This is a genomic window from Sphingomonas morindae, from assembly GCF_023822065.1.
Taxonomy (GTDB): Bacteria; Pseudomonadota; Alphaproteobacteria; order Sphingomonadales; family Sphingomonadaceae; genus Solisphingomonas; species Solisphingomonas morindae.
This window is the reverse complement of record NZ_CP084930.1, coordinates 1708164-1726830: the sequence shown is the minus strand read 5'-3', so window position 1 is coordinate 1726830 and position 18667 is coordinate 1708164. Positions and strand designations below refer to the sequence as shown.

General features: G+C 67.6%; 12 protein-coding genes and 1 tRNA gene. 12 read left to right on the top strand and 1 reads right to left on the bottom strand.

The features are described from left to right. Positions 1–11: 11 nt before the first annotated feature. The 8 genes from LHA26_RS08335 (at position 12) to rplL (ending at position 5863) form a co-directional block, all read left to right on the top strand. Positions 12–2228 carry a putative bifunctional diguanylate cyclase/phosphodiesterase gene (locus LHA26_RS08335; RefSeq protein WP_252168246.1) on the top strand — a complete coding sequence of 739 codons (2217 nt, stop codon included), beginning with the start codon at positions 12–14 and terminating at the stop codon, positions 2226–2228. A gap of 81 nt (positions 2229–2309) precedes the next feature. Next, positions 2310–2385, top strand: a tRNA-Trp gene (locus tag LHA26_RS08330). A 107-nt stretch (positions 2386–2492) separates the two neighbouring features. Further along, the gene (gene secE / locus LHA26_RS08325) at positions 2493–2726 is read left to right on the top strand and encodes a preprotein translocase subunit SecE (protein ID WP_252168245.1); all 234 of its coding nucleotides are present in this window, start codon (positions 2493–2495) and stop codon (positions 2724–2726) included. A 48-nt stretch (positions 2727–2774) separates the two neighbouring features. Next, positions 2775–3314, top strand: a complete 540-nt coding sequence (gene nusG, locus LHA26_RS08320) for a transcription termination/antitermination protein NusG (RefSeq protein ID WP_252168244.1) — start codon at positions 2775–2777, stop codon at positions 3312–3314. A gap of 140 nt (positions 3315–3454) precedes the next feature. Beyond that, complete coding sequence (rplK, locus tag LHA26_RS08315; protein ID WP_252168243.1) at positions 3455–3886, top strand: 50S ribosomal protein L11; 432 nt, start codon at positions 3455–3457, stop codon at positions 3884–3886. A 3-nt stretch (positions 3887–3889) separates the two neighbouring features. Further along, on the top strand, positions 3890–4585 hold the full coding sequence (gene rplA, locus LHA26_RS08310) for a 50S ribosomal protein L1 (RefSeq protein ID WP_252168242.1): 696 nt from the start codon (positions 3890–3892) through the stop codon (positions 4583–4585). A gap of 315 nt (positions 4586–4900) precedes the next feature. Further along, positions 4901–5419 carry a 50S ribosomal protein L10 gene (rplJ, locus tag LHA26_RS08305; protein WP_252168324.1) on the top strand — a complete coding sequence of 173 codons (519 nt, stop codon included), beginning with the start codon at positions 4901–4903 and terminating at the stop codon, positions 5417–5419. Between the two features lie 66 nt (positions 5420–5485). Further along, positions 5486–5863: a 50S ribosomal protein L7/L12 gene (gene rplL, locus LHA26_RS08300; protein WP_252168241.1), complete on the top strand. Its 378-nt coding sequence runs from the start codon at positions 5486–5488 to the stop codon at positions 5861–5863. Positions 5864–6022: 159 nt separating this feature from the next. Here rplL and LHA26_RS08295 read toward each other — a convergent pair whose 3' ends face one another. After that, entirely contained in the window at positions 6023–6331 is a 309-nt protein-coding gene (locus LHA26_RS08295) for a polyhydroxyalkanoic acid system family protein (RefSeq protein ID WP_252168240.1), read from the bottom strand. Between the two features lie 354 nt (positions 6332–6685). On the opposite strand from LHA26_RS08295, the gene rpoB reads away from it, so the two are divergent. The 4 genes from rpoB to LHA26_RS08275 all read left to right on the top strand — a co-directional run bounded on the left by rpoB (position 6686) and on the right by LHA26_RS08275 (position 18658). After that, a complete protein-coding gene (gene rpoB, locus LHA26_RS08290; RefSeq protein ID WP_252168239.1) occupies positions 6686–10846 on the top strand; it encodes a DNA-directed RNA polymerase subunit beta in 4161 nt (1386 codons plus the stop codon). An 83-nt stretch (positions 10847–10929) separates the two neighbouring features. After that, positions 10930–15204, top strand: coding sequence for a DNA-directed RNA polymerase subunit beta' (gene rpoC, locus LHA26_RS08285; RefSeq protein ID WP_252168238.1), 4275 nt, complete (start codon positions 10930–10932; stop codon positions 15202–15204). Positions 15205–15357: 153 nt separating this feature from the next. Beyond that, on the top strand, positions 15358–16368 hold the full coding sequence (locus tag LHA26_RS08280; protein WP_252168237.1) for an SDR family oxidoreductase: 1011 nt from the start codon (positions 15358–15360) through the stop codon (positions 16366–16368). 10 nt (positions 16369–16378) lie between these two features. After that, positions 16379–18658 carry an FdhF/YdeP family oxidoreductase gene (locus LHA26_RS08275; RefSeq protein WP_252168236.1) on the top strand — a complete coding sequence of 760 codons (2280 nt, stop codon included), beginning with the start codon at positions 16379–16381 and terminating at the stop codon, positions 18656–18658. Positions 18659–18667 lie beyond the last annotated feature (9 nt).

Sequence of the window (18667 nt, the reverse complement as noted above, 5' to 3'; positions counted from 1 at the left end):
CGCGAGCGCGCGTGGCGGAGGGCCGGCGGCCGCTCTGGCTGCTGGGCCATGGGCTCGCAGCACTGGGCGTGGTGGCCGCACGCCTGGGCACGGCATCGGGTCCGCTGCTGCTGGGCTGGGCCGCGCTGGTGGCGCTGACCGCCATTCTGCTGGCGAGCGCCCGCGCGCGCCGCCCCCGCCGCATGCCCGAGCTGGGCCGCGACGGCGGCACGCTGGGCGGGCTGATGCTCGGGCTGCTCTGGGCCTATGGCCTGGCACTGTTCGCGGGGCGCGATGCCGCCGCCGCGCCGGTGCTGATGCTCGCGGGCGCGGTGATGGCCGGCACCGCCCTGGTCGCCGCCGCCAATCCATTGGCCGGCCTCGCCTTTCTTCTGCTCGCCGGGGCCGGGGGCATGGCCGCCGCGCTCCTCGACGGCGGGCTGTTGCTGGCCGCCGCGCAGCTTCTTTTCACCTTCGCCTGCGCCGCGACGCTGATGGCGACCGCCCGCACGCTGGTGCGGCGCCTCCTCGCCGAGCAGACCCTCGACGAAAAGGATCAGACGATCAGCCTGTTGCTGCGCGAGTTCGAGGAATCGGGCTCGGACTGGCTGTGGCGCACCGACGAGGCGCGCCGGCTGATCGCGGTGGGGCCGCGGCTGGCGGCGCGCTTCGGCCGCGCGCCCGAGCTTCTGGAGGGCCAGTCGCTGGTCGAGCTGCTCGCGGGCGAGGGATGGGCCGAGGGCCGGGTGGCGCCGGCGGTGCGCGAATTCGCGGACCGGCTGCTCCACCGCGAGGCGTTCCGCGATCTGATCCTGCCCGTCACCATCGCCGGGGAAAAGCGCTGGTGGAGCCTTTCCGCCGCCCCTCGGCGCGATTCCCGCGGCACGCTGATCGGCTTCTGGGGTGTCGGCTCGGACGTGACCGAGCGGCACCGCTCGGCCGAGCGGATGGACCGCATGGCCCGGTTCGACGCGCTCACCAGCCTCGCCAACCGCGCCCATGTGATCGAGGCGCTGGGCGAGGCACTGCGGGTCGGCCATCAGAATGGCCGGCGCTCCACGCTGATGCTGATCGATCTCGATCGCTTCAAGCAGATCAACGACACGCTGGGCCATCCGATCGGCGACCGGCTGCTGATCGAGGTGGCCGAGCGGCTGCGCCGGCTGGCGTCGGACGAGGATGTGTGCGGGCGGCTGGGCGGCGACGAATTCGCCGTGGTGGTGCCCGACGCGAGCGATCGCGACCGGGTGGAGGCGCTGGCCGAGACCATCGTCACCACCCTCTCCGCCCCCTATGACATTGACGGCCACCGGCTGCATATCGGCGCCAGCGTCGGCTCGGCCACCGCGCCGCGCGACGGCCGCACGGTCGAGACCCTGCTGCGCAACGCCGATCTCGCTCTGTATCGCGCCAAGGATGACGGGCGCGGCGTGCATCGCCGCTACGAGCCCCAGCTCCACGCCGCCGCCGAGAATCGCCGCCGGATCGAGGCCGGGCTGCGCGAGGCGATCGAGCGGGGCGAGCTGCGGCTCGCCTATCAGCCGATCGTCGAGGCCGACAGCGGCGAGCTGGCGGGGTTCGAGGCGCTGCTGCGCTGGAGCCATCCCGAGCTCGGGCCGATCTCGCCCGATGTCTTCATCCCCATCGCCGAGGAGGCGCGGCTGATCGGCCGGATCGGCGACTGGGTGATGCACAGCGCCGCGCGCGAGGCGGCGAGCTGGCCCGCGCCGATCCGCATCTCGGTGAACATGGCGGCGGCGCAGCTCAAGGATCCCCAGCTCACCGCCACCATCATCGCCGCCCTGTCGCATTCCGGCCTCGCGCCCGACCGGCTCGAGCTGGAGGTGGCGGAGGATGTGGTGATGCGCGGCGGCGCGGCGATGGCGGCGGTGATCGATCGCATCCGCTCGCTGGGGGTCCGCCTCGTCCTGGCCGATTTCGGCACCGGCCAGCAGAGCAGCATTTTGCGCAAGGGCCGCTTCTCCAGCCTCAAGATCGATCGCAGCTTCGTGCGCGGCGTGAGCATCGGCTCGCCCGAGAGCGTCGCGATGGTGCGCGCCATCGTCACCCTGGCGAAGTCGCTCGGCATGGCGACGGTCGCCGAGGGGGCGGAGACGCGCGCCGATTACGACCGGATGCAGGATCTGGGCTGCCGGCGCATCCAGGGCTGGCAGGTGGGGCAGCCGCTCAGCGCGGAGAGCGCGCGGCGCATGGCGCAGATCAGCGGATCGGCGCAGGCGGTCGCCTGATCGGCGGCCGGCGCGGGCCGGCGCGAGAGCGCTTGCCTACCGCGCCGGGCCCCGCTATGCACGCCTCCGCTCCCGACCCGGAGGAGTGTAGCTCAGTTGGTAGAGCATCGGTCTCCAAAACCGAGGGCCGGGGGTTCGAGTCCCTCCACTCCTGCCACCTTCGCGGTGGCGGGCCGGGGCGGAAGCAGAGAGGTTTGAGGTCGGGGCGCCGCCCAAAGGCGGGAGGTGCCTGCGGCCTCGATTGGCGTTGGATTGGACGGACAAGTGGCGGCACGGTCGACGGAAGAGCAGGGCCTCGGCGGCGCGGTGCGCGCCATCCCCGAGTTCGTCAATCAGGTGAAGGCCGAGACGGCGCGCGTCGCCTGGCCCACCCGGCGCGAGACGCTGACGACCGCGGTGATGGTGGTGGTGATGACGACCATCCTCGCGCTCTTCTTCTTCGGCGTCGACCAGGTCTTCAATCTCATCGTCAAATATCTGCTCTCGCTGATCGGCTGATTCGGCTGATCGACGGGGCGGACACGACCACGAGGATATCGCATACCCATGTCGCGCTGGTACATCATTCACGCCTATTCCGGCTTCGAGAACAAGGTGAAGGAAGCCATTCTCGCGGATGCGTCGCGGCTTGGTCTCGAGCAGCTGGTCGAGGCGATCGAGGTGCCGACCGAGAAGGTCACCGAGGTCCGCCGCGGCAAGAAGGTGACGAGCGACCGTAAATTCTTCCCCGGCTATGTGCTGGCCAAGCTGAGCATGAACGACGATGTCTATCACCTGGTGCGCAACACGCCCAAGGTGACGGGCTTCCTCGGCGCCAGCGGCAAGCCGCAGCCGATCAGCGAGGCGGAGGCCGCGCGCATCCTCAACACCAAGGAGGAGGCCGCCGTCGCCGCGCCCAAGACCAAGGTGAAGGTGGATTTCGACATCGGCGATCAGGTGAAGGTGCTGGACGGCCCCTTCGCCTCGTTCAACGGCCTGGTCGAGGAGCTGGATTTCGATCGCTCCCGGGTCAAGGTGGCGGTGTCGATCTTCGGCCGCGCCACCCCGGTCGAGCTGGAGTTCGAGCAGGTCGAGCGGGTCAAATAATCCATGGCGCCGCTCCGGCCTTACAGGGCCGGGGATACGGGGCGGAGCGAGCCGCCAGCCCCGGGATCGGCGCCATCAGGGCTCATCGTGCGCGGGAGGCCTTCGGGCCGCCACTACCGCTAAGCCATTAGGAGGATCAAATGGCGAAGAAGATTACCGGTTACATCAAGCTGCAGGTCGCCGCCGGCGCCGCCAACCCGTCGCCGCCAATCGGCCCGGCGCTGGGTCAGCGCGGCGTCAACATCATGGAATTCTGCAAGGCGTTCAACGCCGCCACCACCGAGCTGGAAAAGGGCATGCCGATCCCGACGGTGATCACCGTCTATGCGGATCGCAGCTTCTCCTTCATCACTAAGACGCCGCCCGCCAGCTTCCTGATCAAGAAGGCGGCCGGGCTCAAGTCGGGCTCGAAGGAGCCGGGCAAGACCAGCGCGGGCACCATCAAGCGCTCGCAGCTGGCCGAGATCGCGCAGATGAAGATGAAGGATCTCAACGCGAACGACATCGAGTCGGCGACGCGGACGATCGAAGGCTCGGCCCGCGCGATGGGCCTCGAAGTGGTGGAGGGCTGATCCATGGCCAAGCTGACCAAGAAGGCCAAGGCGATGGCGAGCGCCGTCGACGCGACCAAGCTGCACGGCATCGACGAGGCGATCGGCCTGGCCAAGAGCCACGCCACCTCGAAGTTCGACGAGACGATCGAGGTCGCCGTCAATCTCGGCGTCGATCCCCGCCATGCGGACCAGATGGTGCGCGGCGTCGTCACCCTGCCCAAGGGCACCGGCAAGACGGTGCGCGTCGGCGTGTTCGCGCGCGGCGCCAAGGCCGATGAGGCGCGCGCCGCCGGCGCGGACGTGGTGGGCGCCGAGGATCTGCTCGAGACCGTCCAGGGCGGCAGCATCGAGTTCGATCGCTGCATCGCCACCCCGGACATGATGGGCCTGGTCGGCCGGCTCGGTAAGGTGCTCGGCCCCAAGGGCCTGATGCCGAACCCGAAGCTCGGCACGGTGACGATGAACGTGGCCGAGGCGGTGAAGGCCGCCAAGGGTGGCCAGGTGGAATATCGCGTCGAGAAGGCGGGCATCATCCACAGCGGCATCGGCAAGGCCAGCTTCCCGGCCGAGGATCTGCGCGCCAATTTCGACGCGCTGCTGGATGCGCTGGTGCGCGCCAAGCCCTCGGGCGCCAAGGGCAAGTACGTCAAGAAGATCGCCATCTCCTCGACGATGGGCCCGGGCGTGAAGGTGGACACCGCCGAACTCGGCGCCTGATCATCGCCCGTCGCCCTTTCGGGGGTGACGGGACCGCTGTTCGGGGCTATAGGCCCCAACCGACTCGGCCCGTCCCCTTTCGGGGGCGGGCCGTGGACCGTCCGAGACTGCAGCTGGGGCATCGGCCCCTTAATTCGGCTGCATAGGCGGGGACATGTTTTGCCGGGCCAGTCAGTGCGATGGCGCCCGGGTCTGCCGTGCAGAAGCTGCGCGCGCCGATGACAATCCCCCCGGACGGGTCACGGGCCGGCGTACCGGACCGTGGCTCAATGCGCCGGCGGCATGTGGCCGCCGGTACCGTGAGTGGAGATTGGCATGGATCGAGCTCAGAAGTCCGAGCTGGTCGCCGAACTGAACCGTACCTTCTCCGAGAGCGGCGTGGTGGTCATCACCCGCAATCTCGGGCTCACCGTCGCGCAGTCCACTGCGCTTCGGGCGAAGATGCGCGAAGCCGGCGCCAGCTACAAGGTTGCCAAGAACCGCCTCGCCCGCATCGCCGCCGAGGGCACGTCCTATGCCGCGATCAGCGATCTGCTGACCGGCCCGACCGCGCTCTCGACCTCCGCCGATCCGGTGGCGGCCGCCAAGGCCGTCGTCGATTTCGCGAAGACCAACGACAAGTTGGAAATCGTCGGCGGCGCGATGGGGGATACCGTCCTCGACGTGAACGGCGTGAAGGCGCTTGCCGAACTGCCGTCGCTCGACGAGCTGCGCGCCAAGATCGTGGGCCTCGTGCAGGCCCCCGCGACCAAGGTGGTGCAGATCGTTCAGGCGCCCGCCGGGCAGCTTGCCCGCGTGTTCGCCGCCTACGCGAAGAAGGACGAGGCGGCCTAAGGCCACCCCGCTACCCTGTACTGAAGACCCTTTGGGGCGCGCGCGCCCCACGCATGGAGATTATCAATGGCTGACCTGCAGAAGATCGTCGACGACCTGTCCGCGCTCACCGTCCTCGAGGCCGCCGAGCTCTCGAAGATGCTCGAGGAGCATTGGGGCGTGTCCGCCGCCGCCGCCGTTGCGGTTGCGGCTCCGGCCGGCGCCGGCGCCGGTGCCCCGGCCGCCGAAGAGAAGACCGAGTTCGACGTGATCCTCACCGGCGACGGTGGCAAGAAGATCAACGTGATCAAGGAAGTCCGCGCGATCACCGGTCTCGGCCTGACCGAGGCGAAGGCGCTCGTCGAGGGCGCGCCCAAGCCGGTGAAGGAAGGCGCGTCGAAGGACGAGGCCGAGAAGATCAAGAAGCAGCTCGAGGACGCCGGCGCGACCGTCGAGCTGAAGTAAGTCCCTTCGCCTTCGGGCGATCGGTTTACCGCGAGGGGGCGGCCCGGCAACGGGTCGCCCCTTTTCGTTGGCGCGCGGCCCGGCGACGGGTCGCCCCTTTTCGTTGGCGCGCGGCCCGGAACGGGTCGCCCGGCATGCGGGCGCGCGCGGGCGCCGCCTTCAGGGGGCGAGCAGCCGGGTGGTGCTGCTGCGCACCAGCTCGGTGATCGGGCCCGCCATCATGCCCAGCATCAGCGGCAGGGTGACGGCGACGCGCACCAGCGCCTCTTCCACCGCCATCTCGGCCGTCACCGTCTGGCCCATGGCGGCGATCGAGACCGTCATGCTGTCGGGCCCGCTCCAATGGTGCGTCACCTGCGCGCCGCCGGGCACGAGCGTGCCGACCTCGTCGACGCGCGCGTCCATGCGGCGCTTGGCTTCGGCCTTGCCGAGCTGATGCGGGATTTCGAGCAGGATCGGCTTGGCCATGGGATACTCCGTCAAAGCCGCCGCCCTATCGCGCCGCGGCCGGGGCTCCAAGCACGGGCCGTGCGAAGGCCCCTTTTCTTCGCCGGATGACTCGCTATATGGGGGTGATCCGAAATCAGTGGCCGTTCGCTCGCCTCGCGCGCGTGTGCGGCCGCCCGCTTCCCCTTCGGGACACGGCCCGCCTTGCGCAACGGGCCGCGACGAATGGGAGGGGAGCGCGGGTAGCAAGAGTGCAGCAGTGCGGTTCCGACAGCCGGGGACCGCACTTTTTTGCGTGGGGGCGACGCCTTCACGCCGGCTGCGGAAGCGCTGCGAGGCGCTTCGCACGTGACGAACTGCGAGGACGGACGTTCCATGGCGACCAAGCCCCTTCCCCCCGAGACCAGCACCGGCAGCGGCGCTACCAAGCGCATCCGTAAGGTGTTCGGCAACATCCACGAAGTCGTGCAGATGCCGAACCTTATCGAGGTGCAGCGCGAGAGCTACGAGCAGTTCCTGCGCTCCGATCCCTCGATCGGCTATGTCTCGGGCCTGGAGAAGACGCTGCGCAGCGTGTTCCCGATCGAGGATTTCGCCGGCACCGCCAAGCTGGGCATCGAGGGCTATGAGCTCGAGCAGCCCAAGTTCGACGTGGACGAGTGCCGCCAGCGCGGCATCACCTTCGCCGCGCCGATGAAGGTCAAGCTGTCGCTCCAGTCGTTCGACGTCGATCCCGAGACGGGCATCAAGTCGCTCATCGATATCAAGGAGCAGGACGTCTACATGGGCGACATGCCGCTCATGACGGAGAACGGCACCTTCATCATCAACGGCACCGAGCGCGTGATCGTCAGCCAGATGCACCGGTCGCCGGGCGTGCTGTTCGACCATGATCGCGGCAAGACCCATGCCAGCGGCAAATATCTCTTCGCCGCGCGGGTCATCCCCTATCGCGGCTCCTGGCTCGATTTCGAGTTCGACGCCAAGGACATCGTCAACGTCCGCATCGATCGTAAGCGCAAGCTGCCGGTCACCACGCTGCTCTATGCCCTGGGCCTGAGCGGCGAGGAGATCCTCAACCAATTCTACAAGACGCAGACCTATGTGCGTGGCGAGGGCGGCTGGAAGGTGCCGTTCGTCGCGGAGAATTGGCGCGGCCAGAAGCCGATGTTCGACGTGGTGAACGCGGAGACCGGCGAGGTCGTGTTCCCGGCCGGCACCAAGATCAGCCCGCGCGCCGCCAACAAGGCGGGCAAGGACGGGCTTGCCACGCTGCTGATCCCCACCGAGGAAATCTTCGGCCGCTATTCGGCCTATGATCTCATCAACGAGCAGACCGGCGAGATCTATATCGAGGCCGGCGACGAGGTCACCGAGGAGAATCTCGCCAAGCTCGACGCTACCGGCCTCGAATCGCTGGCGCTGCTCGACATCGACCATGTCTCGACCGGTCCGTGGATCCGCAACACGCTCAAGGCCGACAAGGTCGAGGAGCGCGATCATGCGCTGTCCGAGATTTACCGCGTGATGCGCCCCGGCGAGCCGCCGACGAAGGAGACGGCCGAGGCGCTGTTCGGCGGCCTGTTCTTCGATCCCGAGCGCTACGATCTCTCGGCCGTGGGCCGGGTGAAGCTCAACATGCGCCTCGATCTGGATTGCCCGGATACCGTCACCACGCTCCGCACCGAGGACATTCTCGCGGTGGTGAAGACGCTGGTCGACCTGAAGGACGGCAAGGGCGAGATCGACGATATCGACAATCTCGGCAACCGCCGCGTCCGCTCGGTGGGCGAGCTGCTCGAGAACCAGTATCGCGTCGGCCTGCTCCGCATGGAGCGCGCGGTGAAGGAGCGCATGTCCTCGGTCGACGTGTCGACCGTCATGCCCAACGACCTGATCAACGCCAAGCCGGCGGTGGCGGCGGTGCGCGAGTTCTTCGGCTCGTCGCAGCTCAGCCAGTTCATGGACCAGACCAACCCGCTCTCCGAGGTGACGCACAAGCGTCGCGTCTCGGCGCTCGGGCCGGGCGGCCTCACCCGCGAGCGCGCGGGCTTCGAGGTGCGCGACGTGCATCCGACGCATTATGGCCGGATCTGCCCGATCGAGACGCCCGAAGGCCCGAATATCGGCCTGATCAACTCGCTGGCCAGCTTCAGCCGCGTCAACAAATACGGCTTCATCGAGACGCCGTACCGCAAGGTGATCGACGGCAAGGTCAGCAACGAGGTGGTCTACCTCTCTGCCATGGAAGAGGCCAAGCACACCATCGCCCAGGCCAATGCCGAGCTTGATGCCGATGGCGGCTTTGTCGAGGAGCTGATCTCCGCCCGCGAGGGTGGCGAGTTCCTGATGGCGATGCGCGACCAGATCACGCTGATGGACGTGAGCCCCAAGCAGCTCGTGTCGGTGGCGGCCTCGCTCATTCCCTTCCTCGAGAATGACGACGCCAACCGCGCGCTGATGGGCTCGAACATGCAGCGCCAGGCGGTGCCGCTGGTGCGGGCCGAGGCGCCGTTCGTCGGCACCGGCATGGAAGGCACGGTGGCGCGCGATTCGGGCGCGGCGATCGGCGCCAAGCGCACCGGCATCGTCGACCAGGTGGATGCCGGCCGCATCGTCATCCGCGCGACCGAGGATGTCGAGCCCGGCAAGTCGGGCGTCGACATCTACACGCTGATGAAGTTCCAGCGCTCCAACCAGTCGACCTGCATCAACCAGCGCCCGCTGGTGAAGGTGGGCGACATGGTGCGCAAGGGCGAGATCATCGCCGACGGCCCCTCGACCGAGTTCGGCGAGCTGGCGCTGGGCCGCAATGTGCTCGTCGCCTTCATGCCGTGGAACGGCTATAATTACGAGGACTCGATCCTGATCTCCGAGCGGATCGTGAAGGACGACGTATTTACGTCGATCCATATCGACGAGTTCGAGGTGATGGCCCGCGACACCAAGCTCGGGCCGGAGGACATCACGCGCGACATCCCGAACGTCGGCGAGGAGGCGCTGCGCAACCTCGACGAGGCGGGCATCGTCTATATCGGCGCCGAGGTCGAGCCGGGCGATATCCTCGCCGGCAAGATCACGCCCAAGGGCGAATCGCCGATGACGCCGGAGGAGAAGCTGCTCCGCGCCATCTTCGGCGAAAAGGCGAGCGACGTGCGCGACACCTCGCTGCGGCTGCCGCCGGGCGTGTCCGGCACGGTGGTGGACGTGCGCGTGTTCAATCGCCACGGCGTCGACAAGGACGAGCGTGCGCTCGCGATCGAGCGCGAGGAGATCGATCGCCTCGCCAAGGACCGCGAGGACGAGCGCGCCATCCTCAACCGCGCCACCTTCTCGCGCCTGCAGCCGATGCTGGCGGGGCAGATCGTCGCGGCGGGGCCGAAGGGCATCCGCAAGGGCGCCGAGATCACCAACGAGATGCTGCTCGAGGTCGAGAAGCGCGACTGGTGGAAGTTCGCGGTGGCCGACGATGCGGTGCAGGCCGATCTCGAGGCGATCAAGACCCAGTATGACGAGGCCGTGACCGTTCTCCAGAAGCGGTACGAGGATCGCGTCGAGAAGCTGCAGCGCGGCGACGAGCTGCCGCCCGGCGTGCTCAAGATGGTCAAGGTGTTCGTCGCGGTGAAGCGCAAGCTCCAGCCCGGCGACAAGATGGCCGGCCGCCACGGCAATAAAGGCGTCATCAGCCGGATCCTTCCGGCCGAGGACATGCCCTTCCTCGCCGACGGCACGCCCGTGGACATCGTGCTCAACCCGCTCGGCGTGCCGAGCCGCATGAATGTCGGCCAGATCTTCGAGACGCATCTGGGCTGGGCCGCGCGTGGCCTGGGCAAGCAGATCACCGAGGCGCTGGAGACGTGGCGCGAGGCCAATCCCGACGCCACGGGCGGCACCGCGCCGACCCCGGTGATCGAGCGGCTGAAGGACGCCTATGGCGAGCAATATCACGCCGAGATCGAGGCCCGCAGCCCCGATCAGATCGTCGAGATGGCGCAGCTGCTGAAGAATGGCGTGCCGATGGCGACGCCGGTGTTCGACGGCGCCCGCGAGGCGGATGTGGCGGCGATGCTGCGCAAGGCCGGGCTCGACGAGAGCGGCCAGGTGGAGCTGTTCGACGGCCGCACCGGCGATGCCTTCGATCGCAAGGTGACGGTGGGCTATATCTACATGCTCAAGCTGCACCACCTGGTGGACGACAAGATCCACGCGCGTTCGATCGGGCCGTACAGCCTCGTCACCCAGCAGCCGCTGGGCGGCAAGGCGCAGTTCGGCGGCCAGCGCTTCGGCGAGATGGAGGTGTGGGCGCTCCAGGCCTATGGCGCCGCCTACACGCTGCAGGAGATGCTGACGGTGAAGTCGGACGACGTGGTCGGCCGGACCAAGGTCTATGAGGCGATCGTCAAGGGCGACGACACGTTCGAGGCCGGCATCCCCGAGAGCTTCAACGTGCTCGTGAAGGAAATGCGGAGCCTCGGCCTCAATGTCGAACTGCTGAACGACGAGGACGAGAGCGGGCTGGCCCAGGCCGCGGAATGAGCCGTGCGGGGCGCCGCGCCGCCTGATGGCGGCCGGCGCCCCCCGCGCCCGCGCCCGAGACCGACCCCCAGAGGGATTTTGACATGAACGAGATGACCAATTTCGCCAATCCGCTCGCGAAGCCGGAGACGTTCGATCAGATCAAGATCGGCATCGCCAGCCCGGAGCGCATCCGCTCCTGGTCGTTCGGCGAGATCAAGAAGCCGGAGACGATCAACTACCGCACGTTCAAGCCCGAGCGTGACGGCCTGTTCTGCGCGCGCATCTTCGGTCCGATCAAGGATTACGAGTGCCTGTGCGGCAAGTACAAGCGGATGAAGTACAAGGGCATCGTCTGCGAGAAGTGCGGCGTGGAGGTGACCGTTTCCAAGGTCCGCCGCGAGCGCATGGGCCATATCGAGCTGGCCGCGCCGGTTGCCCATATCTGGTTCCTGAAGAGCCTGCCGAGCCGCATCGGCCTGCTCCTCGACATGCAGCTCAAGCAGCTGGAGCGCATCCTCTATTTCGAGGCCTATGTGGTGATCGAGCCGGGCCTGACCCCGCTCGAGAAATATCAGCTCCTCACCGAGGACGAGCTGCTCACCGCGCAGGACGAATATGGCGAGGACGCCTTCTCGGCCGGGATCGGCGCCGAGGCGGTGAAGCAGATGCTCATGGACCTCGATCTCGAGGGCGAGCGCGACGAGCTGCTGAAGGAACTGGCCGAGACCAAGTCCGAGCTGAAGCCCAAGAAGATCATCAAGCGGCTCAAGGTCGTCGAGAGCTTCATCGATTCGGGCAACCGCCCGGAATGGATGATCCTCGACGTGGTGCCGGTGATCCCGCCCGAGCTGCGCCCGCTGGTGCCGCTGGACGGCGGCCGCTTCGCGACTTCGGACCTGAACGATCTCTACCGCCGCGTGATCAACCGTAACAACCGGTTGAAGCGGCTGATGGAGCTGCGCGCGCCGGACATCATCGTCCGCAACGAGAAGCGCATGCTGCAGGAAGCCGTCGACGCGCTGTTCGACAATGGCCGCCGCGGCCGCACCATCACGGGCGCCAACAAGCGTCCGCTCAAGTCGCTGTCCGACATGCTCAAGGGCAAGCAGGGCCGGTTCCGTCAGAACCTGCTCGGCAAGCGCGTCGACTATTCGGGCCGTTCGGTGATCGTGACCGGTCCGGAACTCAAGCTGCACCAGTGCGGCCTGCCCAAGAAGATGGCGCTCGAGCTGTTCAAGCCGTTCATCTACGCCCGTCTCGATGCCAAGGGTCTGTCCATGACCCTCAAGCAGGCGAAGAAGTGGGTCGAGAAGGAGCGCAAGGAAGTCTGGGACATCCTCGACGAGGTGATCCGCGAACATCCGGTGCTGCTGAACCGCGCGCCGACGCTCCACCGCCTCGGCATCCAGGCCTTCGAGCCGGTGCTGATCGAGGGCAAGGCGATCCAGCTTCACCCGCTGGTCTGCTCGGCCTTCAACGCCGATTTCGACGGCGACCAGATGGCCGTGCACGTGCCGCTGAGCCTCGAGGCGCAGCTGGAAGCGCGCGTGCTGATGATGTCGACCAACAACATCCTCAGCCCCGCCAACGGCAAGCCGATCATCGTGCCGTCGCAGGACATGGTGCTCGGTCTCTACTATCTGTCGCTGGCCAAGGAAGGCGAGCCCGGCGAGGGCACGGTGCTGGCGGACATGACCGAGATCCACCAGGCGCTGTTCGCCAAGGCGGTGACGCTGCACACCAAGATCATCAGCCGCGTTCCACAGACCGACGAACAGGGCAATTCCTACCTCAAGCGGTATGAGACGACTCCGGGTCGCATGCTGATCGGCGAATGCCTTCCCAAGAGCCACAAGGTGCCGTTCGACACGGTCAACCGCGTGCTGACCAAGAAGGATATCGGCGACGTCATCGACGAGGTGTATCGCCACACCGGCCAGAAGGAGACGGTGCTGTTCGCCGACGCGATCATGGCGCTCGGCTTCCGCCACGCCTTCCAGGCGGGCATTTCCTTCGGCAAGGACGACATGGTCATCCCGGCGGCGAAGGATCCGCTGGTCGAGGAGACGCGCGCGCTCGTGAAGGATTACGAGCAGCAATATCAGGACGGCCTGATCACCCAGCAGGAAAAGTACAACAAGGTGATCGACGCCTGGTCGCGCTGCGGCGATCGCGTGGCGGCCGAGATGATGAAGGAGATCCAGGCCGTCAAGAAGCAGGATGACGGGCGCGAGAAGCCGATGAACGCCATCTACATGATGGCGCATTCGGGCGCCCGTGGTTCGGCGGCGCAGATCAAGCAGCTGGCCGGCATGCGCGGCCTGATGGCCAAGCCTTCGGGCGAGATCATCGAGACGCCGATCATCTCGAACTTCAAGGAAGGCCTGACCGTCCTTGAATATTTCAACTCGACCCACGGCGCCCGCAAGGGCCTTGCGGACACCGCGTTGAAGACGGCCAACTCGGGCTATCTCACCCGCCGCCTGGTCGACGTGTCGCAGGATTGCGTCATCGTCGAGCAGGATTGCGGCACCGAGCGCAGCCTGGAGATGAAGGCGATCGTGCAGGGCGGCGCCACCATCGCCTCGCTGGGCGAGCGTATCCTGGGCCGCACCACGGCCGAGGACATCGTCGATCCCAAGACCAACGAGATCGTGATCCCGCAGGGCACGCTGCTCGACGAGCCGATGGTCGCCCGGATCGAGGCGGTGGCGCCGCAGGCGGTGCAGATCCGCTCGCCGCTGGTCTGCGAGTCGGTGGGCGGCGTCTGCGCCACCTGCTACGGCCGCGATCTGGCGCGCGGTACGCCGGTGAACATCGGCGAGGCGGTGGGCGTGATCGCGGCCCAGTCGATCGGCGAGCCCGGCACCCAGCTGACGATGCGGACCTTCCACATCGGCGGCGCGGCGCAGCTCAACGAGCAGTCGAACCTCGAGGCGCCGGCCGACGGCCGGATGGAGTTCCGCGACCTGCCGACGATCGTCGACCCGCGCGGCCGCCGCGTCGCCATGGCGCGCAACGGCGAGCTGGCGATCATCGACATGGACGGCCGCGAGCTGGCCACGCACCGTATCCCCTATGGTGCGCACCTGCTCTTCGCCGACGGGCACATCGTCTCCAAGGGCGATCGCCTGGCCGAGTGGGATCCGTTCATGATGCCGGTGATCACCGAGAAGGCCGGCATGGTGAAGTATCAGGATCTCATCGAGAACCAGACGCTCACCGAGCAGACCGACGAGGCCACCGGCATCGCCCAGAAGGTGGTGACGGAGTATCGCGCCACGTCGCGCAAGGAGGATCTGCGTCCGCGCCTCACCCTGCTCGACGAGAATTCGGGCGAGGCGGCGCGCTACATGCTCGCCCCGGGCGCGATGCTCTCGGTCGAGGATGGGCAGCAGGTGCAGGCGGGCGAGGTGCTGGCCCGTGTCAGCCGCGAGGCCGCCAAGACCCGCGACATCACCGGCGGTCTGCCGCGCGTGGCCGAGCTCTTCGAGGCGCGCAAGCCCAAGGAGAACGCGATCATCGCCAAGATCTCCGGCCGGGTCGAGTTCGGGAAGGACTATAAGGCCAAGCGCAAGATCATCATCCGTCCGGACGATGGCGGCGAGCCGGTCGAGTATCTCGTGCCCAAGTCCAAGGTGATCGACGTTCAGGAGGGCGATCATGTCCGCCGGGGCGACAATCTGATCGGCGGCTCGCCCGATCCGCACGACATTCTCGAAGTGCTCGGCGTCGAGGCGCTGGCGGCCTATCTCGTGTCGGAAATCCAGGAAGTGTACCGACTGCAGGGCGTGAAGATCAACGACAAGCATATCGAGACGATCGTTCGTCAGATGCTGCTCAAGGTCGAGATCACGGTCGCGGGCGACACCACCTTCCTGCCGGGCGAGCAGGTCGAGAAGGAGGATATGGAGGCGCTCAACCGCAAGATGATCGCGGAGGGCAAGCAGCCGGCCGAAGGCAAGCCGATCCTGCTCGGCATCACCAAGGCCTCGCTCCAGACGCGCTCCTTCATCTCGGCGGCCTCGTTCCAGGAGACCACCCGCGTGCTCACCGAGGCTTCGGTGCAGGGCAAGGTGGATCACCTCAACGGCCTCAAGGAGAATGTCATCGTCGGCCGGCTGGTGCCGGCGGGCACCGGCGCCGGCATGCACCGGCTGCGGGTGGCGGCGAGCAGCCGCGATGCCGCGCTCCGCGCCCAGCAGCGGCCGCTGGCCACCGCCATCGTCGCGCCCAACTCGGCGGTGGAAGAGCATGAGGCGGAGCTGGCCCGCGATGCCCGCGCCGCCGCTGGCACGGGCAACGATCCGCTTGGCGAAGTCGCCATGTCGGGTCACGGCACCGACGCCGATGCCGGCGATTATCTGAACAGCTGATCGGCCGCGCCCACGCGCCGATCGCTCCGGCCCCTCCCGCCCCCGTGGCGGGAGGGGCTTTTTCTTGGGCAGCCGGTCGCGATCCGGCCCGATCCGCTGAACCCTTTGGATCGCCAGACATTGTCTGCGGCAAAGCCCCTGCCGGAGCCGATCATGCGTATTGCCCTCAAGCCCGTGCCCGAGCAGGTGATGCTGATCACCGGGGCCAGTTCCGGCATCGGCCTCGCCACCGCCGAGCTGGCCGCCCGGCGGGGCGCGCGCGTGATGCTGGTGGCGCGCAGCCGCGAGGGGCTGGCCCATGCGGTGGATCGCATCGCCGCCGCCGGCGGCAAGGCCGCCTTCGCGGTGGCCGATGTCACCCGCCCGGGCGAGCTGGCGCGCGCCGCCGACGCGGCGGTGGAGCGGTTCGGCACCATCGACACATGGGTGAATTGCGCCGGTGTTGCCATCTACGCCAAGCTTCTGGATACGCCCGAGGCCGAGCATCGCCGCCTGTTCGACACCAATTATTTCGGCATGGTCGAAGGCTGCCGGGTGGCGGTGCGCCATTTGCGGGACAAGGGCGGGGCGCTGATCACGATCGGCTCGATCGCCTCGGATCTGCCCGCGCCCATCCTCAGCGCCTATGCCGCCTCCAAACATGCGGTGAAGGCCTATGTGGAGGCGCTGCGGCAGGAGCTGGCGGCGGACGGCGTGCCGATCTCGGTCACGCTGATCAAGCCGGCGGGCATCGATACGCCGATCGCGCAGCACGCCGCCAATCACGGCGCGGGCGCGCTGCAGGGCGAGGCGCTGGTGCCCCCGCCCCTCTATGCGCCCGAACTCGTCGCCGAAGCGATTTGCGATGCCGCCGCGCATCGCCGGCGAACCATCACCGTGGGCGGCGCCGGACGCGCCAATGTGCTGATCGGCGTCCATTTTCCGCAGCTAATCGAATGGCTGGCGCCGCTTCTGATGCGCGGCCTGTTCGATCCGGCGCGGCCCGCCACGCCGGGCGACACGCTGTTCCGCGCGGGCGGCACGGCGGAGACGCGCTCGCGCCACGAACATCCACGCGAGACGAGCCTCTACACGCTGGCCCAGCGGCATCGGCTGGTGGCGGCGGGGATCGGGCTAGCGGGGGCGGCACTTGCGGGCGCTTGGGCCCGGCGGCGGACGGCTTAGGAGACAGGATATGGCACGGCACGAGGACGGTACGATCCATTATTCGGGCTCGACCGGGGGATGGGGCTCGGTGCGCGGCATCGTCGAAGTGTTCGGCCGCGAATGGGCCACGCCCGCCGCGCTGGAGACGCTGAGCCGCCAGAACAAGCCGGGCGGCTTCATGTGCGTGAGCTGCGCCTGGACCAAGCCCGCCGATCCGCACACCTTCGAATTTTGCGAGAATGGCGCCAAGGCGACGCTGTGGGAGCTGACCACGCGCCGCTGCACCCCCGAATTCTTCGCCCAGCACAGCGTGACCGAGCTGAAGGGCTGGCGCGATTATGATCTCGAGCAGCAGGGCCGGCTCACCCATCCGATGCGCTATGATCCCGCCACGGATCATTATGTGCCCTGCTCCTGGGAGGAGGCCTTCACCGCGATCGGCGCCGAGCTGAAGGCGCTGGATCCCGGCTCGGCGGTGTTCTACGCCTCGGGCCGGGCGAGCCTGGAAACCTCCTATCTCTACGCGCTGTTCGGCCGCGTCTATGGCCATAACAATCTGCCCGACAGCTCCAACATGTGCCACGAGACGACCTCGGTCGGGCTCAAGAAGGTGATCGGCTCGCCGGTCGGCACCTGCGTCCATTCCGATTTCGACAGCTGCGACGCGATCTTCTTCTTCGGCCAGAACACCGGCTCGAACAGCCCGCGCTTCCTCCACCCGCTGCAGGAGGCGGTGAAGCGCGGCTGCCGCATCGTCACCTTCAATCCGGTGCGGGAGAAGGGGCTCGAATCCTTCATCAACCCGCAGAACCCGCTGGAGATGCTGAGCGGCCACGCGACGCAGATCTCCTGCCAATATCATCAGGTGAAGGCGGGCGGCGACATCGCCGCGCTGATCGGCATGTGCAAGCATGTGCTGGACGAGGAGGACAAGCGCTTCGCGGCCGAGCGGCGCCATGTCATCGACGTGGATTTCATCGCCCAGCACACCACGGGCTTCGACGAATTCATCGAGAAGGTGCGCGCCACCAGCTGGGACGAGATCGAGGCCGAATCGGGCCTGACCCGCGCCGCGCTGATCGAGGCGGCGGAGGTGTATCTCGGCGCGGAGCGGGTGATCGGCGTCTATGGCATGGGGCTGACCCAGCATGTCCATGGCTCGCAGAGCATCGGCTGCCTCGTCAACTTCCTGCTGCTCCGCGGCAATATCGGCCGGGAGGGGACGGGCGTCTCGCCGGTGCGCGGCCATAGCAATGTCCAGGGCCAGCGCACCGTCGGCATTTCAGAGAAGCCCGAGCTGGTGCCGCTCGACTGGATCGCCGATCGCTATGGCTTCGAGCCGCCGCGCGAGGAGGGGCTCAACACCGTCAAGGCCTGCGAGAAGATCCTGAGCGGCGAGGTGAAGGCCTTTATCGGGCTGGGCGGCAATTTCGTCCGCGCCATTCCCGAGCGCGAGCAGATGGAGGCGGCCTGGACCAAGATGCGGCTGACGGTGCAGATCGCAACCAAGCTCAACCGCAGCCACCTCATCAATGGCGAGGTCGCCTATCTCCTGCCCTGTCTGGGCCGCACCGAGGAGGATGAGCAGGCGACCGGCCCGCAAGCGGTGACGATGGAGGATTCGCTGTCCTGCATCCATGGCTCGATCGGCCGGCGCACCCCGGCGAGCCCCGATCTCCTGTCCGAGGTGGCGATCGTGGCCGGTCTGGCGCAGGCCACGCTGCCGCCCAATCCGCGGCTGAAATGGGCCGAGTGGACCGCCGATTACGGCCTGATCCGCGACGAGATCGCCGCCATCTATCCGGAGGAATTCCACGATTTCAACGCGCGCATGTTCACCCCGGGCGGCTTCTATCGCGGCAATTCGGCGCGCGAGCGGGTGTGGAAGACAAAGAGCGGCAAGGCCGATTTCACCGTGCCGACGCAGCTCTCATCGATCGGCGTGCCCGACGCGCCGGGCCGCTACCGGCTGATCACCATGCGCTCGAACGACCAGTTCAACACCACCATCTACGGCTATTCGGACCGGCTGCGCGGGATCGAGGGCACGCGCGACGTGCTGCTCATCAATCCGCGCGAGATGGAGCGGGCCGGGCTGCACGAAGGCCAGCGCGTGGCGCTGGTGAGCGATGCCGGGGATGGCGTGCATCGCCGCGTCGGCGGGCTCAAGGTGCTGCCCTTCGCGCTGCCCGATGGCTGTCTGGGCGGCTATTATCCCGAGTGCAACGCCCTGATCCCGCTCTGGTATCATGACCAGGCCTCGAAGACGCCGGCGGCCAAGGGCGTGCCGGTGCGGATCGAGGCCTGAGCCGCGCGG

Bases quoted from the DNA above. Each gene is read 5' to 3' on its own strand.
- nusG (WP_252168244.1), top strand. From the start codon at position 2,775: ATGTCGCGCTGGTACATCATTCACGCCTATTCCGGCTTCGAGAACAAG.
- rplK (WP_252168243.1), top strand. From the start codon at position 3,455: ATGGCGAAGAAGATTACCGGTTACATCAAGCTGCAGGTCGCCGCCGGC.
- rplA (WP_252168242.1), top strand. From the start codon at position 3,890: ATGGCCAAGCTGACCAAGAAGGCCAAGGCGATGGCGAGCGCCGTCGAC.
- rplJ (WP_252168324.1), top strand. From the start codon at position 4,901: ATGGATCGAGCTCAGAAGTCCGAGCTGGTCGCCGAACTGAACCGTACC.
- rplL (WP_252168241.1), top strand. From the start codon at position 5,486: ATGGCTGACCTGCAGAAGATCGTCGACGACCTGTCCGCGCTCACCGTC.
- LHA26_RS08295 (WP_252168240.1), bottom strand. From the start codon at position 6,331: ATGGCCAAGCCGATCCTGCTCGAAATCCCGCATCAGCTCGGCAAGGCC.
- rpoB (WP_252168239.1), top strand. From the start codon at position 6,686: ATGGCGACCAAGCCCCTTCCCCCCGAGACCAGCACCGGCAGCGGCGCT.
- rpoC (WP_252168238.1), top strand. From the start codon at position 10,930: ATGAACGAGATGACCAATTTCGCCAATCCGCTCGCGAAGCCGGAGACG.
- LHA26_RS08280 (WP_252168237.1), top strand. From the start codon at position 15,358: ATGCGTATTGCCCTCAAGCCCGTGCCCGAGCAGGTGATGCTGATCACC.
- LHA26_RS08275 (WP_252168236.1), top strand. From the start codon at position 16,379: ATGGCACGGCACGAGGACGGTACGATCCATTATTCGGGCTCGACCGGG.